General features: G+C 72.3%; 20 protein-coding genes. 12 read left to right on the top strand and 8 right to left on the bottom strand.

The window, feature by feature from the left end:
• Positions 1 to 20: 20 nt before the first annotated feature.
• The 5 genes from ABZZ17_RS15615 to ABZZ17_RS15595 form a co-directional block, all read right to left on the bottom strand.
• Positions 21 to 992, bottom strand: a complete 972-nt coding sequence (locus ABZZ17_RS15615; protein WP_356876129.1) for a peptidase — start codon at positions 990 to 992, stop codon at positions 21 to 23.
• 264 nt (positions 993 to 1,256) lie between these two features.
• Positions 1,257 to 2,315, bottom strand: coding sequence for a putative sulfate exporter family transporter (locus ABZZ17_RS15610; RefSeq protein ID WP_356876127.1), 1,059 nt, complete (start codon positions 2,313 to 2,315; stop codon positions 1,257 to 1,259).
• Positions 2,315 to 2,872, bottom strand: coding sequence for a cysteine dioxygenase family protein (locus ABZZ17_RS15605; RefSeq protein ID WP_356876125.1), 558 nt, complete (start codon positions 2,870 to 2,872; stop codon positions 2,315 to 2,317). The genes ABZZ17_RS15610 and ABZZ17_RS15605 overlap by 1 nt, the downstream gene beginning before the upstream one ends.
• 100 nt (positions 2,873 to 2,972) lie before the next feature.
• A complete protein-coding gene (locus ABZZ17_RS15600; RefSeq protein WP_356876123.1) occupies positions 2,973 to 3,878 on the bottom strand; it encodes a LysR family transcriptional regulator in 906 nt (301 codons plus the stop codon).
• 117 nt (positions 3,879 to 3,995) lie between these two features.
• Positions 3,996 to 5,552, bottom strand: a complete 1,557-nt coding sequence (locus ABZZ17_RS15595; RefSeq protein WP_356876121.1) for a trypsin-like peptidase domain-containing protein — start codon at positions 5,550 to 5,552, stop codon at positions 3,996 to 3,998.
• Between the two features lie 244 nt (positions 5,553 to 5,796).
• Here ABZZ17_RS15595 and ABZZ17_RS15590 point away from each other — a divergent pair, with 244 nt between their 5' ends.
• The 3 genes from ABZZ17_RS15590 to ABZZ17_RS15580 all read left to right on the top strand — a co-directional run bounded on the left by ABZZ17_RS15590 (position 5,797) and on the right by ABZZ17_RS15580 (position 8,495).
• Positions 5,797 to 6,597: a glycerophosphodiester phosphodiesterase gene (locus ABZZ17_RS15590; protein ID WP_356876119.1), complete on the top strand. Its 801-nt coding sequence runs from the start codon at positions 5,797 to 5,799 to the stop codon at positions 6,595 to 6,597.
• Between the two features lie 85 nt (positions 6,598 to 6,682).
• Positions 6,683 to 7,285: an ATP-binding protein gene (locus ABZZ17_RS15585; RefSeq protein ID WP_356876117.1), complete on the top strand. Its 603-nt coding sequence runs from the start codon at positions 6,683 to 6,685 to the stop codon at positions 7,283 to 7,285.
• A gap of 235 nt (positions 7,286 to 7,520) precedes the next feature.
• A complete protein-coding gene (locus ABZZ17_RS15580; protein ID WP_356876115.1) occupies positions 7,521 to 8,495 on the top strand; it encodes a DUF5926 family protein in 975 nt (324 codons plus the stop codon).
• 180 nt (positions 8,496 to 8,675) lie between these two features.
• Here the strand turns inward: ABZZ17_RS15580 and ABZZ17_RS15575 are convergent, their stop codons facing one another.
• Together ABZZ17_RS15575 and ABZZ17_RS15570 are read right to left on the bottom strand one after the other, a co-directional pair.
• Positions 8,676 to 9,245, bottom strand: coding sequence for a hypothetical protein (locus ABZZ17_RS15575; RefSeq protein ID WP_356876113.1), 570 nt, complete (start codon positions 9,243 to 9,245; stop codon positions 8,676 to 8,678).
• A 104-nt stretch (positions 9,246 to 9,349) separates the two neighbouring features.
• Positions 9,350 to 10,069, bottom strand: a complete 720-nt coding sequence (locus ABZZ17_RS15570; RefSeq protein WP_356876111.1) for a bifunctional DNA primase/polymerase — start codon at positions 10,067 to 10,069, stop codon at positions 9,350 to 9,352.
• A 407-nt stretch (positions 10,070 to 10,476) separates the two neighbouring features.
• Here ABZZ17_RS15570 and ABZZ17_RS15565 point away from each other — a divergent pair, with 407 nt between their 5' ends.
• Both ABZZ17_RS15565 and ABZZ17_RS15560 read left to right on the top strand, forming a co-directional pair.
• Entirely contained in the window at positions 10,477 to 12,039 is a 1,563-nt protein-coding gene (locus ABZZ17_RS15565) for a PP2C family protein-serine/threonine phosphatase (RefSeq protein ID WP_356876109.1), read from the top strand.
• Between the two features lie 150 nt (positions 12,040 to 12,189).
• The gene (locus tag ABZZ17_RS15560) at positions 12,190 to 13,656 is read left to right on the top strand and encodes an aminopeptidase P family protein (protein WP_356876107.1); all 1,467 of its coding nucleotides are present in this window, start codon (positions 12,190 to 12,192) and stop codon (positions 13,654 to 13,656) included.
• 87 nt (positions 13,657 to 13,743) lie between these two features.
• On the opposite strand, the gene ABZZ17_RS15555 is transcribed toward ABZZ17_RS15560, so the two are convergent.
• Positions 13,744 to 14,280, bottom strand: a complete 537-nt coding sequence (locus ABZZ17_RS15555; protein WP_356876105.1) for an ATP-binding protein — start codon at positions 14,278 to 14,280, stop codon at positions 13,744 to 13,746.
• 222 nt (positions 14,281 to 14,502) lie between these two features.
• On the opposite strand from ABZZ17_RS15555, the gene ABZZ17_RS15550 reads away from it, so the two are divergent.
• The 7 genes from ABZZ17_RS15550 (at position 14,503) to pheA (ending at position 21,726) form a co-directional block, all read left to right on the top strand.
• The gene (locus ABZZ17_RS15550) at positions 14,503 to 15,315 is read left to right on the top strand and encodes a hypothetical protein (RefSeq protein ID WP_356876103.1); all 813 of its coding nucleotides are present in this window, start codon (positions 14,503 to 14,505) and stop codon (positions 15,313 to 15,315) included.
• A gap of 114 nt (positions 15,316 to 15,429) precedes the next feature.
• A complete protein-coding gene (locus tag ABZZ17_RS15545) occupies positions 15,430 to 16,167 on the top strand; it encodes a YcnI family protein (RefSeq protein ID WP_356876101.1) in 738 nt (245 codons plus the stop codon).
• 70 nt (positions 16,168 to 16,237) lie between these two features.
• Complete coding sequence (locus ABZZ17_RS15540; protein WP_356876099.1) at positions 16,238 to 16,891, top strand: SCO family protein; 654 nt, start codon at positions 16,238 to 16,240, stop codon at positions 16,889 to 16,891.
• Positions 16,888 to 17,388: a copper chaperone PCu(A)C gene (locus tag ABZZ17_RS15535; protein WP_356876097.1), complete on the top strand. Its 501-nt coding sequence runs from the start codon at positions 16,888 to 16,890 to the stop codon at positions 17,386 to 17,388. The genes ABZZ17_RS15540 and ABZZ17_RS15535 overlap by 4 nt, the downstream gene beginning before the upstream one ends.
• Before the next feature lie 22 nt (positions 17,389 to 17,410).
• Entirely contained in the window at positions 17,411 to 19,459 is a 2,049-nt protein-coding gene (locus ABZZ17_RS15530; RefSeq protein WP_356876095.1) for a copper resistance protein CopC, read from the top strand.
• Between the two features lie 5 nt (positions 19,460 to 19,464).
• Positions 19,465 to 20,748, top strand: coding sequence for an iron uptake transporter deferrochelatase/peroxidase subunit (gene efeB / locus ABZZ17_RS15525; protein WP_356876093.1), 1,284 nt, complete (start codon positions 19,465 to 19,467; stop codon positions 20,746 to 20,748).
• A 42-nt stretch (positions 20,749 to 20,790) separates the two neighbouring features.
• Positions 20,791 to 21,726, top strand: coding sequence for a prephenate dehydratase (pheA, locus tag ABZZ17_RS15520; protein ID WP_356876091.1), 936 nt, complete (start codon positions 20,791 to 20,793; stop codon positions 21,724 to 21,726).
• Positions 21,727 to 22,189: the final 463 nt, after the last annotated feature.

Here is a 22,189-nt window from a genome sequence, read left to right as displayed (position 1 = left end):
CGGGGTGGGAGCGGGGTGGGTCAGGCCGTCTGGGCCTTGTCGTAGGCCGCCTTGGCCTCGTTGCCGAAGTACGGGCCGTACATCCGGTTCGGGAGGAAGGTGTAGCCGAAACTGTTCACCGAGACCTGGGTGCCGAGGCCGGTCGCCTCGTTGAAGTCCTGGAACCAGGGGCCGCCGCTGGAGCCGCCGGTCATGTTGCAGCCCAGGCCGTGGTCCTTGGTGAGGAGGAAGTCCTTGTTGCTGTTCCCGCTGCAGTAGACGAGCTTGGTCCCGTCGTAGGGCGCGGCCGCGGGGAAGCCGAAGGAGTACATCTTCTTGTTGTAGCCCCCGTTGAAGAGGATGCCCTGGGCTCCGACGGCCTGGCTGAGCTTCTGGCCGTTCAGGGGTGCGACGACGGCGAGGCCGACGTCCATGTTCATGTCCTCGCTCGCCGCCCACTGGTCGGTGGCGAAGGTCTTCGTCGCGGGCCACTGGCCGTAGGGCGCGTTGCCGTTGTCGTAGGCCGGGACGAAGACCCAGTTGGTGTGCCAGGCGCCCTGGTACTTGACGCAGTGGCCGGCGGTGATGACCGTGCTGCCGTTGGCGCTCGTGACCGAGTCGCCGGAGCAGGAGGCGGTCCGGCCGCCCATGGTGAAGAAGACCCGGCCCGAGGTCTTCACGACCGCCCCGCCGCCCGTCCAGGCGCCACCCGGCTGCGGGAACGCCGTGGGGGAGGAAGCCAGGCCGGCTGCCGGACCGGAAGCGGGGGTGGGGGCCACGAGGGTCGGCCGACCGGCCGGCGAGGGCGCCGTACGGACGGCACCGGGGGCCGCCGTCACGTCGAGCGGGACGGCCTCACGCATCCGCTCCGCGGTCCAGAAACCCTGGCTGTGCTGCTGCCGGAACGAGGCGGGCTGCTCCGCGGCGGCCGACGGGCCGGCCGCCGTCAGGGCCCCCGCGAGCAGGGTGGCCGTGGCGAGGAGGACGGACGCCGCCGTGCGATGACGATTCACGCAGGACTCCTTCTGCCGTGCCCGGACCGGTCGGACCCGGGCAGGGTGGGGGTGAAGAGCTCTGTCGGTGCGGATCGGCTGTGCGGCTGTGCGGCAGTTCTGGCAATGCGGTGGTTCTGGCTGTGCGGCAGTTCTGGCCGTGCGGTGTTCGGTGGTTCCGGTTGCGGGGGCAGAGTCGCACGAGGGCCGCGAGATGTCAGGGGGCAGCCTGAACGTTCGGTCGGTTCCGGCCAGGAATTGGCCAACTCCCCCTGCTTCGAAGCGTCATACGGTGAGCACGACGCCCACGTACGAGACCCCCGCCACCATCACCCACGCCCCCAGCCCCAGCAGCGCGGCCCGCCCGCCCGTCCGGGCCAGCGTCGGCAGGTGCACCGCGCTCCCCAGGCCGAACAGGGCCGCCGCCAGGAGGCCCTCCTGGGCCGTGTGTGCCCAGTCCAGCGCTACGTCGGGCAGCGTGCCGGTGGCGCGCAGCGCGGCCGCCGCCAGGAACCCGGCCACGAACAGCGGAACCGGGGCCGGCCGCCGGCCCGAGGACGTGCGCACCCCGCGTCGCCGGGCCCGTAGCGAGAAGGCCACGGCCGCCACGAGCGGGGCCAGCAGGGCCACCCGCATCAGTTTGACCAGGACCGCCTCGCCGAGCGCGCCGGGGCCCGCGGTCTGCGCGGTCGCCACCACCTGGCCGACGTCGTGGACGCTCGCACCCACCCAGCGGCCGAAGGCGGGGTCGGACAGCCCCAACGGGCCCTGGAACAGCGGGAGGACCGCGATGGCGAGCGTTCCGCACAGGGTGACCAGGGCCACCGAGGAAGCCACGTCCTCCTCGTCGCTGCCCGACACCTGGCTGACCGCACCGATCGCCGAGGCACCGCAGATCGAGTAGCCGGTGGCGATCAGCAGGGGCTGGTCACCCGGGAGCCCGAGGCGGCGGCCCAGCCAGAGCGTGCCGAAGAAGGTGGCCGCGACCACGGCGCTCACCATCACCACGGTCGCCCAGCCCAGCCGGACGACCTGGTCCAGGCCCAGTCCGAGGCCGAGGAGGACGATGCCGATCCGCATCAGCCGCCGGCCCGCCAGGGACAGGCCCGGGCGGGCGGGGCCCCGTACGACGGTGCGCAGGCCCGGGAGGTGGGCGACCGCGATCCCCAGCACGACGGCGGCGGTCAGCATCGGCACCGCGGGGACCAGCAGGTGCACGCACCAGGCCACCAGGGCGCCCGCGGCGGCCAGGAGCAACCCCGGCCAGGAGGTCGACGTTTCACGTGAAACATCGAGCAGCCGCACCCGCGCCGGCCGGTGGACGGTGCGGTTCAGCAGGGCCATCAGTCCACCGGCTCCGGGTAGACCCGCCGGACGCTGCTGCCCAGGCGGGCCACGTCGGCACCGTAGACGTGGAGGGATATCGCCGTCGTACGACAGGAGTTGCGGACCTTGTGGATGTCGCCGGGCGGGGCGAAGCCGCAGACGTCGCCCTGGCCGTTGACCACCTGCTCGGTCGCCACGAGCCGTGCGGGCGCCGTCGGGGAGGGGGCGGGGGCGAGCCGGTAGCGGATCTCGCTCTCCGAGCCCTCGTGGACCCCGGCGACGCACCAGGAGACGTGGTCGTGGATGGAGGTCTCCTGGCCGGGCAGCCACACCAGGGCGACCACCGAGAAGCTGCCGTCCGGCTCGGTGTGCAGGATGTGCTGCCGGTACCGGTCGGGGTGGCCCTCGCGCTGTCCGGGGGTGAGCAGATCGGGCGTGCCCAGGTGCGGGGCGAGGCGTTCTCCGACCAGGTAGGCCGTCAGGTCGGGGGCCAGGCCCCGGTCGACGACCCTGCGTATGTCACTGACGAGGGCGGCCATCCTCGCTGTCGTACGGGCCGGCGTGGTGGTGGTCATGGGACGAGCGTCCGCCCGCCCGACCATCACGTCCAACGACAGTTCTGCCCTGAAATCCCAAGCCCCGCTTATGGATCGGGCGGCGCGCGGCCCCTGCCGGTCAGCAGCCGACGCGGTTCGAGGCCACCCGCTTCAGCTCGTCCAGCACCACGGCCGTCGCCGGGATCCGCAGGTGGTCGCGGTACACGTACGCGGCGATGTGGCGGCGGGCGGCCGGCTCCAGCACGCGGCCGCAGACCCGGTTGAGGGAGAGCGAGGGCAGGACCAGCGCGGGCATCATGGCCACCCCCAGACCCTGTCCGACGAGGCTCTGCACCACCAGGTTGTCGTCGGTCGCGAACCGGATGTCGGGGACGAAGCCCAGCTCCGCGCACTCGTGCAGCAGGTTCGCCCGGCAGCGGGGGCAGCCGGCGATCCAGCGTTCCTCGGCGAGGTCGCCCAGGTGCACCGCCCGGCGGCGGGCGAGCGGATGGCCGGTCGGCAGCAGGACCGTCAGCTGGTCCTCCAGCAGCCTGACCTCGGCGACGTCCTCGGGAACCTCCTCGTGGAGGCCCGGGTAGGTGAAGGCCAGGGTGATGTCGCACTCCCCGCGCTGGAGCCGGCGCAGTGACTCCGGAGGCTCCCCTTCGAGCAGTTCGACCTGGACGCCGGGGTGGTTCTTGGCGAGCCCGCTGAGGGCTTCCGGGACGAGGGTGACGTTGGCGCTGGGGAATCCGCAGACCCGTACGCGCCCGGTGCGCAGGCGCGTGTAGGCCTTCAGCTGGGCTTCGGCGGCCGAGAGGCTGCCGAGGATGGACTCCGCGTGGCGGGCCAGGGACTCGCCGGCCTCGGTGAGTTTCATCTTCCGGCCCACGCGGGTGAACAGCGGGGTGCCGACGGCGCGTTCGAGCGCCTTCATCTGCTGGGTGATCGCGGGCTGGGTGTACCCCAGGACCCGGGCGGCCGCCGAGTAGGACCCCGCGGCGACCACTTCATGGAATGTCCGTATGTGCCGTGAATCGAACACCCTCGAAGCATAAGCAGATGTTGGGAGGGGCCGTAGGCGGAATCCCGCCCACGGCCCCTCCCATCAAGCCAGCCTCCCCGCTGTCTGGACGCGTGGTCCACCGGCGGGGCCGCGGTGCTACTTGTCGCCGACGCGCGAGCCGAGCGTGATGTCGACCGAGGTCGGCTTGCCGTCGCGCTGGTAGGTCAGCTTGACCGTGTCGCCCGGCTTGTACGTCCAGATCATGCTGATCAGGGTCGGGCCGCTGTCGACCGGCTTGCCGCCGAACTCGGTGATGACGTCACCGGGCTTCAGGCCCGCCTTGCCGGCCGGGCCGTTCGGGTCGACCAGCTCGTTGGCCCCCGCGCCCTGCTCGGAGATCTTGGCGCCGTCGACCTTCGCCTGGAGGTCCACGGAGACCGAGATCACCGGGTAGACCGGCTTGCCCGTCTTGATCAGCGACTGGGCGACGATCTTGGCCTGGTTGATCGGGATGGCGAAGCCCAGGCCGATGGACCCGGCCTGGCCACCGCCGAAGCCGCCGTTGCCCGCGGACTGGATCGCCGAGTTGATGCCGATCACCGCGCCGCGGCTGTCGAGCAGCGGACCGCCGGAGTTGCCGGGGTTGATCGAGGCGTCCGTCTGGAGGGCGCTCATGTACGAGTTCTTGCTGCCGGAGCCGTCGCCGGAGGCCACCGGGCGGTTCTTGGCGCTGACGATGCCGGTGGTGACCGTGTTGGACAGGCCGAAGGGCGCGCCGATCGCGATGGTCGCGTCGCCGACGGCCACCTTGTCGGAGTCGCCGAGCGCCAGCGGCTTGAGACCGGCGGGCGGGTTCTTCAGCTTGAGCACGGCGACGTCGTAGCCCTGGGCCCGGCCCATGACCTCGGCCTCGTACTTCTTGCCGTCGGAGAAGGTGGCGGAGAGCTTGCCGCCGTTCGCCGCGGAGGCGACCACGTGGTTGTTCGTGAGGATGTGGCCCTGCTCGTCGTAGACGAAACCTGTGCCGGTGCCGCCCTCGCCGTCCCCGGCCGAGGCCTCGATGGTGACGACGCTGGGCAGTGAGGAGGCGGCGAGGCCCGCGATCGAGCCCGCCTCCCGCTTCAGGTCCTTCGGGGTGTTGCCCGCGCTGATGGTGGTCGAGCCGGAGCCGTCGTTGCTCCGGTTGGCCGCCCAGTAGCCGATGCCGCCGCCGACGCCGCCCGCGAGGAGGGCCGCCACGAGCACGCCCGCGATGAGCCCGCCCTTGCCCTTGGGCTTGGGGGGCGGGGCGCCGTCGGTGGTGAGGGGGGCGCCCCAGGCGCCGCCGCCGTGGCCGCCGGACCCGTACGCGGGCACCGCGGGCGGGGGAGGCGGCCAGCCCTCGGCGCCGTACGCGGCCGCGGGGGCCGGCTGGCCGTGGGGCGGAGCCTGGGCGTAGCCCTGGGCCGGAGGCTGCTCGTAACCCTGGGCCGGAGCGGGTTCCGGAGCGTACGGCGGGGCGGCCGGAGCTGCCGGAGCGGCCGGCGTGGGCGGAAGCTGCTGGGTCTGTTCAGCGCCCGGTACGGAAGCCGGGGCGGCCGGTGCCGGAGCACCCGGAGCCGCGTCGGCCGGCGCCGGGGCCTGGGCGGGGGTGGAAGCGGCCACCGGCACTGCGGGTGCGGACGGGGCCGCGGGGGGCGTCGGGGCCGCGGTGCCCTCGTTCTCGGTGCTCACAGCGCTCTCTCCTCGTCACACACGGCTTACACAGCTGCTGGAAATCGACCGATATCGTCCCGACATCGGTTCGGCTAAACGTTCGACGTGCCGCACAAGTTCCAGGGCGAAGCCTTTCCCATGACCCGTCAGAGCACTGTAAGCCGGACCTGTGCGTCTCCCCCATCCTTTATCTCCGGCATTTCAGGCGCATCCCCAGGACTCGCCCCGACGCGCCGGCGCTCCTCGGTGGCACCATGACCGGGTGACCCACGCAACGCCGCGCCCCATCCAGGTCGTCGCCCACCGCGGCGCCTCGGAGGATGCCCCCGAGCACACCCTGGCCGCCTACCGGAAGGCCATCGAGGACGGCGCCGACGCCCTCGAATGCGACATCCGGCTGACCGCCGACGGCCATCTGGTCCTGGTCCACGACCGCCGGGTGAACCGTACGTCGAACGGCCGCGGCGCCGTCTCGGCGCTGGAGCTGGCCGACCTCACCGCCCTCGACTTCGGCTCCTGGAAGGACCGCGAGGAGTCCCCCGACTGGGACGCGGACCCCGAGCGGACCTCCGTCCTCACCCTGGAGCGGCTGCTGGAGCTGGTCTCGGACGCGGGCCGGCCGGTCCAGCTGGCGATCGAGACGAAGCACCCCACCCGCTGGGCCGGACAGGTGGAGGAACGCCTGCTCTTCCTCCTCAAGCGCTTCGGCCTCGACGCCCCGCCCGCCGAGGGCCCGCACCCGGTGCGGGTCATGAGCTTCTCCGCCCGCTCCCTGCACCGGGTGCGGGCCGCCGCCCCGACGGTGCCGACCGTGTACCTGATGCAGTTCATCTCGCCCCGCATGCGCGACGGCCGGCTGCCCGCCGGGGTGCGGATCGCGGGGCCCGGCATGCGGATCGTGCGCAACCACCCCGGCTTCATCCGCAAGCTCCAGGCCGCGGGGCATTCCGTGCACGTATGGACCGTGAACGAACCCGAAGATGTTCAGCTATGCGCTGATCTGGGTGTAGAAGCGATCATCACGAACAGGCCACGTCAGGTTCTGTCACAACTAGGACGCTGACGTCCCCATTTGCCCACCCGTCACACGAAACCCGCACGTGACAGGGTGTGCTCCGGCGCATCCGCTCCGCAGTCACTGGTCATGAATGCGTCAGAGGGCCCGCTCACGGCGGTTTCCGGTCCAGGCCATTGGGGCATCCAGACCATGGCGTGGGGCTAAGGAGGTTCCGGGGGTGGCGTTGGTGATGGCACAGGAAGTGCCCACGTCTTCGTGCATGGACGTGTCCCATGGTCCTGCGGGCGTGGGGGAGGCGAGACACCGCATGCGCGAACAACTGCGCATCAGCGGCGTGTCCGAATCGGTCGTGGACGATGCCGTACTGATCCTTTCCGAACTGCTCAGCAATGCCTGCCGCCACGGCCGGCCGCTGGGCGCGCGGGACATCGGCGACGGGCAGATACGCGCCGCGTGGTGCGTCGACAAGGCGGGACGGCTGACGGTCGAGGTCACGGACGGCGGCGGACCCACCCGCCCCGTCCCGGCCACGCCCTCGGTCACCGCACGGGGCGGCCGCGGGCTGAACATCATCAGCGCCCTGGCCCAGGACTGGGGCGTCCGGGACGGAGCGGCGGGTGAGGTCACCGTGTGGGTGATCGTCGCCCGGGGGGCGCGGCACGACGATTTCGCTACGCGCGTCACTGCCCCGGCCATCGGCTTCACATCGGCCTTCGACGATCTGGATCCGTGAGGCGGATCCCCCTCACGGACCCGCCTCGATCCCCTCGATCCGAGGGACTCCCCGCCCGGATCCCGCTCTCCGGATCCCGCCGGGTCCCCCTCCGCACCGGTCATCCGCGCGGGCGGCCGTCCGGGAGCGCACGCCGACCGTGCTCCCGGCCGCACCCCACCGGTTCCGGCGGTACGAACGGCTAGGCTCGCGACCAGAGACACCGCCGTACCGCCGCAACCGGGAGACACCCACGATGGCCAAGAAGCGCCCCGCCGCGAAGACCGCGAAGCCGCAGCTCAACAACGGGGAGATCCCGGTGGTGGGCGCTCGCGAGCCCTGTCCGTGCGGATCCGGTCGCCGCTACAAGGCCTGCCACGGCGCCGCCGCCGCGCACGCCGTCACCGAGCACGTGCAGCGCCCGTTCGAGGGACTGCCGGGCGAGTGCGACTGGGTGGCGCTGCGCGAACTCGTGCCCGCCGCCACCATCCCGCTGACCCTCAAGGGCGGGCTGCCCGAGGGCGTCCCGTCCGTCACGCTGGTCACCGTACTGCCCATGGCGTGGCCGGCCCTGCGCCGCGAGGACGGCTCCGTCCTGCTCGGCCTGCAGAACGACTCGACCACCGGGGACCTGGCCCGCGACATGGCCGACACCCTGGAGCGCGCGCTCGTCGCGGAACCCGGTACGCCGGTTCCGGCCCGTCGGGTTCCGGCCGAGGGCAGCCGACTTCAGGATCTCCTGGACCCGGAGGGCGTTTTCGAGCCGGTTGTGCACAGCGGCTTCGAATTCTGGATTCCGGAGTCGGAAAGCGCCCAGGCCGCCTCTCCGGAGATCGCCGCCTCGCTGGAACGAGCCAACGCGGCCGCCATCCCGACCGTCAAGCTGGCCGGCGTGGACTCGGCCTACTGGTGCGAGACGCCGGACAAGAACCACCTGCGCTGGGTCATGCCGCACCCCGAGGAGAAGCTGCTCGACGCCCTCGCGCGGCTGCACGCGGCGGGCACCTCCTCGCTCGGCGAGGGCACGAAGCTCGTGGGTTCCTTCCGTGCGCACGGCCTGGTCGTCCCCGTCTGGGACCTGCCGACCGGGGTCTCCGCCGACGACGTGGAGAAGCCCGCTGCCGAGTTCGCGGAGCGGCTCGCCGCGGCCCTGGCCACGGACGCCCCGCTCACCCCTGAGGAGCGCCGTGCACGCGGCGGGCTCACGAACCGCCAGGTGACGCTCAGCTGACGCACCGGCCCCGCGGGACCGGTGACCGGCGTCACAACTCCCGCTAATCGCCTGCAAATCGGTGTCCGAATATCAGAGATCGAATTTGCGTACCGGCGATCTCTTGTTACCGTTCTTGTAGCCCGGTCGCTGGTGCATCCCCCGTCGCCAGCGACCGGGCCCTTCCATTTCCGGCGGCGGTCAACCGTCGCCCGGCTCCGGTGAGTTGCTCCCGGACCGCAGGAGCAGTTGCCCTTCATCATCCGGAACTGCAAATTCCGCTACGGCCGAGTAGTCGTCCGGCTTTCCCACCGACTCACCCCGGGGCGTTTCGCACAGACCCGGCTCGTCGCCCGCGCCCACGGCGCAACGGATCTGTACCGTCCGCCCCGCCGGCCCCATGACGGTGAGTACGGCGTCCAAGATCCGGCCGCTGGTGTTCCGGTAGTAACTGCGGCCCCAGGTCTGCCCCTCGCTCTCCAGGACGCAGGTCTGCGCCTCCACCCCGTGCGGGGAGGAGAGTTCCGGACCGCAGCGGGAATCCGTACGGGGCTGCTCGGCCGGCCCCGGCTGCGCCGGGCGGGCGGCACCTTCGGCGGACCGCGCGGTGTCCGGCGTACGGGACGGGTCGGAAAGGCCGAGCGAGGAGAGCAAACCCCCGCCCTTTCCGTCATCCTGACCGGCGAAATCCGGCCCGGCGATCGCCCCGGCGAGAGGAAGCGACAAGATGATCAGCACACCGGCGCCGATACCGATCAGGCGGAGATTCATTCGCCGAAGATAGCGACGCCGGAAAGGGGCGCGGAGATCCCCGCGCCCAATTCCCTTGGAAACCGGCCCTCCTGGCACCCGTACGAGTGATGCGGCCCCCGAGCTCAGTACGCGAGCCGGCTTCCGCCGCCCGGGGCGCCGGTGCTCGCCTCGACGAGCGCGTCCACGACCGCCTCGACCTCCGGCAGCCACGGACCCCCGGAACCCACGGCGGGTTCCCGCTCCCAGCAGACCTGCCCGCCGCCCGAAGCGGTCGAGGGCGGCAGCAACAGGTAGCCGCCCTCGCCGTGGAAGCGCAGCGAGGAGGGCACGTGGTCCTTGGCGTACAGGAGTTCGCCGAGCCGCTCCAGCGAGTAGGGCGCCACCAGCAGGGACCACCGGGTCGGCGAGGCGACGATCGGCCCGAGCCGCATGCCCTGCGCGTCCAGCCGTCCGACGGCACGCGCGGCCGCGACGGCCGGCAGGCTCACCGCGCACGGCGCCGCCCCACCGGTGGCCAGCAGCACCGGGGCGCTGGGCCGCCTGGCCCACCACCAGGCCACCATCCGGGCGTCGGTGGTGGCGGCGAGCAGTCCGGGGTCGAAGGGGTGCGCGCCGGGCACCACGCAGTCGGGGTCGGGGCAGGCGCACCGCGTGCTCTCGGCGCCGGCCCGGCCCACGCCCGGGAGGACGGGCCACTGCCAGACCGTGGCGCAGGTGAGCGCCCCGTCGAGCAGGGACGGGCCCGCGGCGGCCTCGGGCGACGAGGCGGAGCGGGAGACGGCGCGCGGGGATTTCCACCGGTCGCGGAGCCGCTGGAGACGCCTTCCGAGGATCTCGCGCATGAGCGCTCGTTCCTTTCCGTTGAACGCCGAGGGGCCACATCACACCATGTGAGCGGTGTTTCACCACACGTACACGTTTCGCGTCACTGTCCGCCGGAAGCAGGTTCACACGGTTCGTGCAGTTTTCTTACGGGTCCATCAAACGTCCGGCGGGGGCGGAGCGCGACCCGCACCGGTGTCGAGACCGGCTGCCGCCGCTAAGGACGACGGCCCGTGCCGGGCGGTTCCCGGCGGTGCCGGGAGGCGTCAACTGACCCTGGGTACCACCGATTACGTACCCGAAGCCACTACGACGCCCGCCCAGTCGATCGCAAAAACCGTCCGCTTCCAGCTTTTTCCGGCCAAGTTTTAGCCCTGGCTGGACCGTGAGTTGTCGTCCCACGGACACCAGGATTCCCGCTGGTCCGATGCTGGACATCGCTCCTCGTGTGCGTGTAGATGTGGATCCATTGATGGCGGCGCAGCACGATCTGGGGGTTTGCGATGCTATATGGCGAATCGCACCAGGTGGAAAGGCGGACGCCATGAGCGCCCCGCATCTGCCGAAAGTGGCTGGAATCGATCCAGCAGTTACAGCGTCAGCGCAGACTCCGGCGCCCACGCCCGCTTCCACGCCCGTACGCACCACCCCCGCCCAGGCCGCTCCGCCTGCCGCGAGCAGCGTCATCCAGGACCGGCTGGCGGGCATGGTCTCCGACCTCACCACCCTGCACGAGCTCACCGAGCGCCTCGCCCGGGCCCGCGACCTCGACTCCTCCCTCCAGGAGTTCCTGCGCGCCGGAGCCGCCCTCGTCGGCGCACGCCGGGGGCTGGTGGTCCTGGAACCCTCCGACGGCCTCGGCCCCACGACCACCATCGGCCTCGGCCTCGGGCGCGCGGACCTCGGCCACATCGAGACCGTGCCGCGCAGCGCCACCTCCTACGGCCGCATCCTCGACGGACTCCCGGACGCCCACGGCGGCTCCGAGGTGCTCCCCGAGCCGGACAGCGCGCCCGCGGCCCCCGGATCCGGCGGCTACGAACCCCCCGTCGACCCGCGCCACCGCGAGGTCGCGGCCCGGCTCGGCTACGCGGCCAGCTACGCGCTGCCGCTGACCGCCGACGCCGCCGGCCGGCTCGGCGCGGCGGTCTGGCTCTACGACGAACAGGCCGAGCCGAACGAGCGGCAGCGCGACCTCATCGGGCTGTACGTGCGGCACGCCGCCGAGCACCTGGCCCGGATGGTCGAGGTGGACCGCGCCCGCGTCCGGCTGGCCACCGTCGCCGAGGAACTGCTGCCCAGCCGGCTCCCCCGGATCGCCGGGGTGCAGCTCGCGGCCCGGCACCACACGGGACCGCGCGGCGGCGGCGACTGGTACGACGCCCTCCCGCTGCCCGAGGGCGCCATGGGACTGGCCGTCGGATCCGTCACCGGTTCCGGCCCGAGCGCCGTCGCGGCCATGGGTCGGCTGCGGGCCTCGCTGCGCGCGTACGCCGTCATGGAGGGCGAGGACCCCGTCGCGGTGCTGTCCGACCTCGAACTGCTGCTGCGCCTGACCGAGCCCGCCCGCTCGGCGACCGCGCTGTTCGCCTACTGCGAGCCCGCCGCGCGGAAGATCGTCCTGGCCGGGGCCGGGCACGCCCCGCCGCTGCTCATCGGCGAGCGGCGCACCGAGTACGTGGAGACCACCCTCTCCGCGCCGCTGGGGATGCTCGCCTGCTGGGAGGCCCCGAGCGTGGAGATCGAGCCCGCGCCCGGAGAAACGGTGCTGCTCTACACCGACGGGCTGTTGCGGCGTACCGGCGACGCCATGGACCGGGCGTACGCCCGGCTGCACGCGGCGGCCGCGGGGGTTCCCCGTACCGCCCGGGACGACCCGGCCGCGATCTGCGACCACATCCTGCGGACCGTACTGCCGGGGGAGGACCCGGCCGCGCCCTCCGCGGATCCCGACGAGGACGTCGTCCTGCTCGCCGTCCGGTTCGACTGAGGGGGAACCCGCCGTTCGGGGGAGGCCCCGGAAGACGATCGTCCGGTTTGACTGATATGTCACAGGTCCCGCCGGACGTCTTCTCTTCGCACATACGATGGATGAGGTCCATACCCGGTACCTGCATGTCGTAGCAGCTGAGGAGAAGACGTGGCTGACGAGCTCACCCCGGAGACCCCGGAAGAAGAGCAGCCCCAGAAGAAGCACAAGCAGCGCAAGAACGGGCTGTACCCGGGCGTCAGCGAAGAACTCGCGGAGAGCATGCGCACCGGCTGGGCCGACACCGAGCTGCGCGGCCTGGAACCCATCGCCCAGGCCGGGCACACGGCGGAGCGCCGCGCCGCCCTGTCCGCGCGCTTCCCCGGCGAGCGCCTCGTCATCGCGGCCGGCCGGCTGAAGACCCGCTCGAACGACACCGAGTACCCCTTCCGCGCCTCGACCGAGTACGCGTACCTCACCGGTGACCAGACCGAGAACGGCGTCCTGGTCCTGGAGCCCACCGGCGGGACCGGCCACACCGCCACGATCTACCTGCTGCCGCGCTCCAACCGCGAGAACGGCGAGTTCTGGCTGTCCGGCCAGGGCGAGCTGTGGGTCGGCCGCCGCCACTCCCTCGCCGAGGCCGAGCAGCTCCTGGGCATCCCGGCCAAGGACGTCCGCGAGCTCGCCGACGCCCTCACCGAGGCGGAGGGCCCGGTCCGCAACGTGCGCGGGCACGACTCCGTCATCGAGGCCGCCCTCACCGACAAGGTGACCAAGGAGCGCGACGAGGAACTGCGCGTCTACCTCTCCGAGGCCCGCGCCGTGAAGGACGCCTTCGAGATCGGCGAGCTGCAGAAGGCCGTCGACTCCACGGTCCGCGGCTTCGAGGACGTCGTGAAGGTCCTCGACAAGGCCGAGGCCACGTCCGAGCGCTACATCGAGGGCACCTTCTTCCTGCGCGCCCGCGTCGAGGGCAACGACGTCGGCTACGGCTCCATCTGCGCCGCCGGCCCGCACGCCTGCACCCTGCACTGGGTCCGCAACGACGGCGACGTCCGCTCCGGCGACCTGCTCCTCCTCGACGCCGGCGTGGAGACCCACTCCCTCTACACCGCCGACGTCACGCGCACCCTGCCGATCAACGGCACCTACACCGACATCCAGCGCAAGATCTACGACGCGGTGTACGCATCCCAGGAAGCCGGCATCGCCGCCGTCAAGCCGGGGGCGAAGTTCCGCGACTTCCACGACGCCTCGCAGCACGTCCTCGCCGAGAAGCTCGTCGAGTGGGGCCTGCTGGAGGGCCCGGTCGAGCGCGTCCTGGAACTCGGCCTCCAGCGCCGCTGGACCCTGCACGGCACCGGCCACATGCTCGGCATGGACGTCCACGACTGCGCCGCCGCGCGCACCGAGGCGTACGTCGACGGCACGCTGGAGCCGGGCATGTGTCTGACCGTCGAGCCCGGGCTGTACTTCCAGGCCGACGACCTGACCGTGCCCGAGGAGTACCGGGGCATCGGCGTCCGCATCGAGGACGACATCCTCGTCACCGAGGACGGCAACCGGAACCTGTCGGCCGGCCTGCCCCGCACCTCGGACGAGGTCGAGGCCTGGATGGCGCGCCTCAAGGGCTGACGCCCCTTCGGCTCACGGTGGGCGGGACCTCCTGCGGGGTCCCGCCCACCGGCGCGTCCGCGCCGGCTCCGTTCACGGAAGCGGCGGCTACGACACCTTCAGCAGCGCGTCGTCGCGCCACTTCAGCATCTTGTCGAAGCTCACCACGGCTCCCCGGCCCGGCCGGTTGCGGAAGCGGACGTGGTCGGCGAGCTCCTCGATCAGGTGCAGGCCGCGGCCGTGCTCGGCCAGGGAGGGTCTGCGGCGGGCCACCGTCGCGGCCGGGAACCCCGGACCGGAGTCGGACACCTCGATGCGGCAGCGGTCCCCGTCCAGATAGGCCGTGACGTGGTACGCCCCGGACCCGTCGGCGTCGTCCGCGTCGCCCGCACCTTCGGCGTCGGCCCAGCCGTCGGGGACCCCGGAACCGTCGTGGGCGCCCGCGCCCGGAACCCCGCAGCCGGGGCCGGCGACACGGCCGCCGTGCTCCACCGCGTTCGCGCACGCCTCGCTCAGTGCCAGCGACAGGTCGAACGAGATGTCCGGGTCCACCCCCGCGGTCTCCATCGTCCCCAGCAGCAGTCGCCTGGCGAGCGGCACGCTCGCGGCTTCGCGCCTCAAGTGGAGAGACCACCAGATGCTCATACGGTTACCTATTGCCGCCCCGGGCGGGCCGTAAGCGCCCGGCGGCCGCCGGAGCCCTCATTCGGCCGATGCGGCATTCCCACGGAGCGGTGTACGCGGCGGCCGCCGCAGGGCGCGCACCGCCCGTTCGCTGACCCCGGCCTGACCGGAGGCCGGAACGCACGGGTCCCTTCCGTACCTGCCGTATGCAGGGCCTAAGCGCAGTGCGATGATGGCCCGGCCATGACTGCCCCCCACACGACGCGCACCGGAGCCGGGCTCCGGACGACCCGGGCCGCGGTGTTCGCCGCGGTCTGCGTCATGCTGTCCGCTGTCGGGCACGCCGTGGCCTCCTGCGCCGCCGTGCCGTGGTGGGCGCTGGCCTCCGCCTTCGTCGCCGTGTTCGCGGTCGCGGCCCCGCTCTCGGGGCGGCGGCGTTCACCCGGCGGGATAGCCGCCGCGCTCGCCTCCGGGCAGGCGGGACTGCACGCCCTGTTCGGTCTCTCCCAGCACGGCGAGGCCGCCGCGCGGGCGACGGCCGCGGACTCCGACACCTCCCTCGCGGCGCTCGCCGCCCGGCTGGTCTGCGGGGGCAACTCCGTACCGCTCAGCCCGGCCGACGCCCGACGGATCCTGGAGGCCGCAGGCCTCGACCCGGCCGCCGTGGCCGGAGGGGCCGCCGCCCAGGGCCACGCCGCGCACGAGCACCTGGCGGGCGCCGCCGGGCAGCAGGCGACCGGGCTGTTCAGCCCGGCCATGCTGGCCGGGCACCTGCTGGCCGCGCTGGCGGCCGGCTGGCTGATGGGCCGGGGAGACGCCGCGCTGTTCCGGCTCCTCGAACTGTCCCGGCTGTCCACCGAGGCCGATCCCGTACGTCCGCTGCGCGCCGCGCTGGCCTTCGTACGCGCCCTCGCCGCCGGCATCCCGGGCGCACCCGCGCGGGCCCGGCGCACCGGCCGCAGCGGGGCGGCCCCCGCGGCCGCGACCGGCCGTGAGGCGCTCCAGCACACGGTGACCAGGCGCGGGCCCCCCACGGCGCTCGCCCTCGCAGCCTGACGCGGCACCCCTACGTCCCCCCGAGCACGAGCGACGGGAGCACCGGTGCCGCGACCTCCGCGCGCGCCCGTGTGCGGAGCCGATGTCACCCCTGCTTCCGTGGAGTGTTCCCGCATGAAGACCTCTCGCGTCTCCTTCGCCGCCGCCCTCGCCGCCGGTTCCGTCCTCGTCCTTTCCGGGACGGCCTTCGCGCACGTCAGCGTGCAGCCCGGCGACGCCACCAAGGGCGGCTACGCGACGATCAACTTCAAGGTCCCCAACGAGCGCGACAACGCGTCGACGACGCAGCTGGAGGTCAGCTTCCCGATCGACCAGCCGCTCACGTCCGTCATGCCTCAGGACATCCCCGGCTGGACCGTGAGCGTCGAGAAGAGCAAGCTCGACAAGCCGCTCACCGTGCACGGCAAGCAGATCAACGAGGCCGTCACCAAGGTGACCTGGTCCGGCGGCAAGATCGAGCCCGGCAAGTTCCAGCAGTTCCCGGTCTCCGTGGGCAAGCTCCCCGAGAACGCCGACCAGATGGTCTTCAAGGCGATCCAGACGTACGACAACAACGAGGTCGTCCGCTGGATCGAGGAGGCCAAGGAAGGCGCCCCGGAGCCGCAGACCCCGGCGCCCGTCCTGAAGCTGACCGCCGCCAAGGGCGACGACCACCACGCCGCCGGCGGCGACACGAAGGCCGACGAGGCCAAGAACGCCGGCAAGGACGACAAGGCGGCCGGGGACGGTCACCACGACGAGGCCGCGGCCAAGGGCTCCGACACGACCGCCCGCGCCCTCGGCATCGCCGGCATCGTCATCGGCCTCGGCGGCGTCGCCTTCGGCATCGCCTCGCGTCGGCGCGCCTCCTGACCTGCCGCGCCCGCAGGGCGTGTCGTTCCCAGAACATCCGTACCATCCCCGATCCCAGGGACATTCCTCCATGCGCACCACACGTGTGACGGTCGCCGCCCTCGCGGTGGCGACCGCCCTCGCCCTCTCCGCCTGTGGCGGTGAGACGGCGAAGAACACCGGTTCGGTCACCCAGATCACCGGTCAGAAGAAGGCCGGGGCCGCGACGGTCCTCGACCGCCCCTTCGACAAGCCGGACCTCGTCCTCACGGACACCACCGGCAAGCCCTGGAACCTGCGCGAGCAGACCAAGGGCAAGCCGACGCTCATCTACTTCGGCTACACCAACTGCCCCGACGTGTGCCCCCTGACGATGAGCAACATCGCCGTCGCCAAGAAGGCGCTGCCGAAGGCGGACCAGGACGACCTCCGGGTCGTCTTCGTCACCACGGACCCCGAACGGGACACTCCCGAATCCCTCGGCTCGTGGCTCAAGGCCCAGGACCCGTCCTTCATCGGACTGACCGGGGACTTCGCCACCATCCAGACCGCGGCGCGCTCGCTCGGCATCGGCATCGAGGCCCCCACGACGGGGCCCGACGGCAAGGTCGTCTCCATGCACGGTGCCCAGGTCATCGCGTTCTCGCCCAAGACGGAAGAGGGCTACGTCCTCTACGGCGAGGGCACCACCGTCGATGACTACACCAAGGACCTGCCGAAGCTCGCCAAGGGGGAGAACCCGTGAACCGCCGCACCACCCGCAACACCCTCGCCGCCGCCCTCGCCCTGACGGCCGCGCTCGCCATATCCGGCTGCTCCTCGGACTCCTCTTCGGACTCCTCCTCCGGATCCGACGGCGCGAAGCCGAAGCTGACGGTCAGCGGGGCCTTCATGCCGGAACCGGTCAACGACAAGATGGCCGGCGCCTTCATGGTCATCAAGAACGACTCGAAGACCGCGGACAAGCTGACGGCCGTCACCAGCCCCCTCTCCGACGACCTTCAGATCCACCAGACCAAGGATCAGAAGATGCAGCAGGTCCAGGCTCTGGACGTGCCCGCGGGCGGCGAGCTCAAGCTCCAGCGGGGCGGCGACCACGTGATGTTCATGGGACTCAAGAACAAGCCGGCCGTCGGGGACAAGATCACCGTCGAGCTCCGGTTCGAGAAGGCCGACCCGGTCAAGGTCGAGGTCGACGTGAAAGAGCGGACCTACAACGCACAGAACTCCAACGCCCACTGACGGACCGAGGAACTGACACGCCATGACGGCCACCGCCCCCGCCCCTTCCCCAGCCCGGGTCCGCATCACGGCATTCCTGCCGCGGCTCGCGCTGGTCCTCGCAGCCCTGCTGGCAACCCTGTTCACCGCGGCCGGACCGGCCACGGCACACGCCGCACTCACCGCGAGCGACCCCCAGGACGGGGCGGTGGTCGCCACGGCACCCGCCCAGGTCACCCTCTCCTTCTCGGAGCAGGTCGCCATGGGCGACGACTCCATCCGCGTCATGGACCCGCAGGGCAGGCGCGTGGACACCGGCGAGCTGCGCGACATGTGCAGCGGCTCGGTCATCCGGTACGGCACCGCCCTCCACACCGGGCTGCCCGACGGTACGTACACCGTCGCCTGGCAGGCCGTCTCCGCGGACAGCCACCCGATCTCCGGCGCCTTCACCTTCTCCATCGGCGCCCCCTCGGCCACCGACGTCGCCCTGCCCACCCAGCAGGCGGGCGGCGGGCCCGTCGGCATCGCGTACGGGATCGCCCGCTACGCCGCCTACGCCGGGTTCACCGTCCTCGTCGGCGGCGCCGCCTTCATCCTGCTGTGCTGGCGCCGGGGGGCCGCCGAACGGCCGCTGCAGAAGCTGGTCCTGCGGGGCTGGGTCACCCTGACCGCCGCCACCCTGGCGATGCTGGCGCTCCGCAACCCGTACACCGGCTCGGGGAAGTTCGCCGACGTCTTCGACCTCGCCGGGCTGCGGGCCGTGCTGGAGACCAAGACCGGCGCCTCGTTCGTCTCCCGGCTGCTGCTCCTCGGCGCGGCCGCCCTGTTCATCGCCGTGCTCTTCGGGGCGTACGCACGCCGCCAGCAGGCCCAGGAGGCATCCGGACACGAGGCATCGGGACAGGAGCCCGACGGCAGCAAGGAGACGAGCGACCTGGCCTTCGGGCTCGGGCTCGGCGGGGCCGTGGTGGCCGCCGGCATCGCCGCCACCTGGGCCCTCTCCGAGCACGCCTCCACCGGGATCCAGCCCGCCATCGCGATGCCGGCCGACATCCTGCACCTGCTGGCCGTGGCCGCCTGGCTCGGCGGTCTCGCCGCACTGCTGGTCGCCCTGCACAAGGTGCCGGACATCGAGCGGGACGCCGTACGGCGCTTCTCGAAGGTCGCCTTCATCAGTGTCGTGGTCCTCGCCGTCACCGGCGTCTACCAGTCCTGGCGCCAGCTCGGCAGCTGGTCGGCCCTCACCGGCACCAGCTACGGCCGACTCCTGATGATCAAGGTGGGGCTGGTCGCCGTGCTCCTCGGCGTCGCCTACCTCTCGCGGAAGTGGACCGCCCGGCTCGCGGACGCCCCGGCGGAGACCGCCGCGGAGGTGTCCGACAAGGTGGCCGCCAAGGTCACCGGGGAGTCGGCCGGCTCCGCGGCCGGGGTGCTCTCGGGGAGCGATGTTTCACGTGAAACAGGGGCCTCGAAGGCGGCGGCCGGCACCGAGTCCGCCGACCCCGAGCCCGCGGACCCCAAGCGGGCCGCCCAGCTCGCCCGGCAGCACGCCGCACGCGAGAAGGCCCGCGAGCACCAGGTGCGCGACGCCGATCCCGGCCGGGCCGGCCTGCGCCGGTCGGTCCTCGCGGAGGCGGCGGTGGCCGTGGCCCTGCTCGCCGTCACCACCGTCCTGACCAGCACCGAGCCCGGTCGCGCCGTGGAGCAGGAGACCGGCCGGGGCGCGGCCGCCACCGCGGTGCCCAACCGCCCCGTCAAGATCACCCTGCCCTTCGACACCGGCGGCCAGAACGGCAAGGGCACCGTACGGCTGGAGCTCGACCCGGGCCGGGTCGGCGCCAACACGCTCCACCTGTGGGCGGAGGGCCCGGACGCCAAGCCCCTGGACCTCCCCGAGATCAAGGTGGCCTTCACCCTGCCCGCCAAGGAGATCGGCCCGCTGCCGGTCGTCCCGGACCGCTCCGGTCCCGGACACTGGACCGCGTCCGGGGTCCAGCTGCCGCTCACGGGTGAATGGCGCATCGACGTGACCGTCCGCACCTCCGACATCGACCAGACGACCGTCCAGAAGAACGTGAAGATCGGCTGAGCAGCGTGACCGACAGCACCGGGAGCAACCCGGACATCGAGATCTCCCGGCGCAGGCTGCTGGGCACCGTGAGCGCCGCCGGCGCCGTCGGACTCGCCCTCGGCGCCACGGGCGGGGCCCTCACCCACGCCTCGATCGCCGACTCCCCGGCCGGTGCCACCGGCCCGGCCGGGGCACTCGCCTCCCTGGGCGCCTCCCGGGTCGCCTTCGACGGGGACCACCAGGCGGGGATCACCACCCCGCTCCAGGCCAAGGGCCACGTCCTCGCCTTCGACCTGGCACCCGGGGCCGGCCGCACCGAGGCCGCCGCGCTGCTGCGCCGCTGGTCCGACACCGCGCGGCGGCTGATGGCGGGCGAGACCGCGCCGACCGCCGACAGCGGGATCGCCCTCGACGCGGGGCCGTCCTCCCTCACCGTCACCTTCGGGTTCGGGCACTCCTTCTTCGAGCGCACCGGCCTGACCGCCCGCCGCCCGGCGGCCCTCGACCCGCTGCCGGACTTCTCCTCCGACCGGCTCGACGCCCAGCGCAGCAACGGCGACCTGTGGGTCCAGATCGGCGCGGACGACGGGCTCGTCGCCTTCCACGCCCTGCGTGCCGTACAGAAGGACGCCGGGGACGCCGCACGCGTGCGCTGGCAGATGAACGGCTTCAACCGGACCCCGGGCGCCACCGCGAAGCCCCTGACCGCGCGGAACCTGATGGGCCAGGTCGACGGCACCGGGAACCCCAAGCCCGCGGACCCGGACTTCGACAAGCGGATCTTCGTGCCGGGCACCGGGCCGGGGCCCGCCGAGCACGCCTGGATGGCCGGGGGCTCGTACGCCGTCGTGCGCCGGATCCGGATGCTGCTCGACGACTGGGACAAGCAGTCCCTGGCCGACCAGGAGCAGGTCATCGGCCGGACCAAGGCCACCGGAGCCCCGCTGACCGGTGGCACCGAGACCACGGAGATGGCCCTGGACAAGCTCGGCGCCGACGGAAAGCCCGTCATCGCCTCCAACGCCCACGCCCGGATCTCGGCCCCCGAGCAGAACGGCGGAGCCGCCATGCTCCGCCGGCCCTTCTCCTTCCACGACGGGATCGCCCCCGACGGCACGCCTGACGCCGGGCTGCTGTTCATCTGCTGGCAGGCCGACCCGCTGCGCGGATTCGTCCCCGTCCAGCGCAAGCTCGACCGCGGGGACGCCCTGTCCGCGTTCATCCGGCACGAGTCCAGCGGCCTGTACGCCGTTCCGCCCGGCCCGCGCGCCGGGGAGTACGTCGGACAGCGCCTGCTCGAAGGGTGAACGGCCCCGCTGCGGCGGCCGCCCCGGCATTAGGCTGACCGCATGTCGGCCACCCGCTTCACCTATCTCGGTCCCGAGGGCACCTTCACCGAAGCCGCCCTCCGTACGCTGCCGGAAGCCGCCACCCGGGAGCTCGTCCCGATGGTCTCGGTCCCCGCCGCCCTGGACGCCGTGCGCAACGGCGAGGCGGCGGCGGCGCTGGTGCCGATCGAGAACTCCGTGGAGGGCGGGGTCACCGCCACCCTCGACGAGCTGGCCTCCGGCGAACCTCTGATGATCTACCGCGAGGTGCTGCTGCCCATCGCGTTCGCCCTGCTCGTGCGGCCGGGGACCAAGCTGTCGGACGTCAAGACCGTCACCGGGCACCCCGTCGCCCAGCCGCAGGTGCGGAACTGGCTGCGGGCGAACCTGCCCGACGCGGTGTGGGAGTCGGCCGCCTCCAACGCCGACGGAGCCCGGCTGGTGCAGGAGGGCCGGTTCGACGCGGCCTTCGCCGGTGAGTTCGCCGCCGTCACGTACGGGCTGGAAGCGCTGGTCACCGAGATCCACGACGCGGAGAACGCCGAAACCCGGTTCGTGCTCGTCGGCCGGCCCGCCCGGCCCGCCGCGCCGACCGGCGCCGACAAGACCTCCGTGGTGCTGTGGCTGGGCGAGGACCACCCCGGTGCGCTGCTGGAGCTGCTCCAGGAGTTCGCCGTCCGGGGAGTGAACCTGATGCTGATCCAGTCCCGGCCGACGGGTCAGGGCATCGGCAACTACTGCTTCGCGGTCGACGCCGAGGGACACATCTCCGACCGCCGGGTCAGCGAGGCCCTGATGGGTCTGAAGCGGACCTGTCCCCAGGTCCGCTTCCTCGGCTCCTACCCGCGTGCCGGTGTCGCTCTGAGTGAGGTGCGGGACGCGCGGCCGGGAACCTCCGACAGCGACTTCACCGAGGCCTCCGACTGGCTGACGCGTTGCCTCGACGGCCGCCCGTAGGACTTCGTCCACTGTCCACAGAGTTATCCACAGGCCGGGATGGGGACCTGGGGACAAGTCGACAGAGCGGCGCGACAAGGTCGACAAATCGGCCGGGGCCTCAGGTTTCGCGCTGGGGAGCGACAGGTGAACGCTGTCACCCCTGTATCAGCGATCAACTCTTTGGAGCGAGTCATTCCCACCCGAATGAGTGTGTGAGGGCGGTTTGAACCCGGATCGGACCCCACCCCGCCAGGATCCCTATTGATCTAATTCCGTGTCCACAGATGCGGCACACAGCCTGTGGATAAGACAGCTGCGAGGGGAATTCCTGTGGACAAGGAACACCCTCCGACGCTGCTCAGGCCCGCCCACCCGGCGCGGCCTTGCCCCTTTTCGGCGAATGAGGCCGGTTTTATCGACACCCGCCGGGCGATCGGTTCCAGCCGTCGGACAAGAGATTTCCATTCGCCTCAATTGGGAC

The organism is Streptomyces sp. NPDC006512, assembly GCF_040611935.1.
GTDB lineage: Bacteria > Actinomycetota > Actinomycetes > Streptomycetales > Streptomycetaceae > Streptomyces.
Note: the sequence above shows the minus strand (reverse complement) of the source record. Positions and strands in the feature narration are given on the sequence as shown.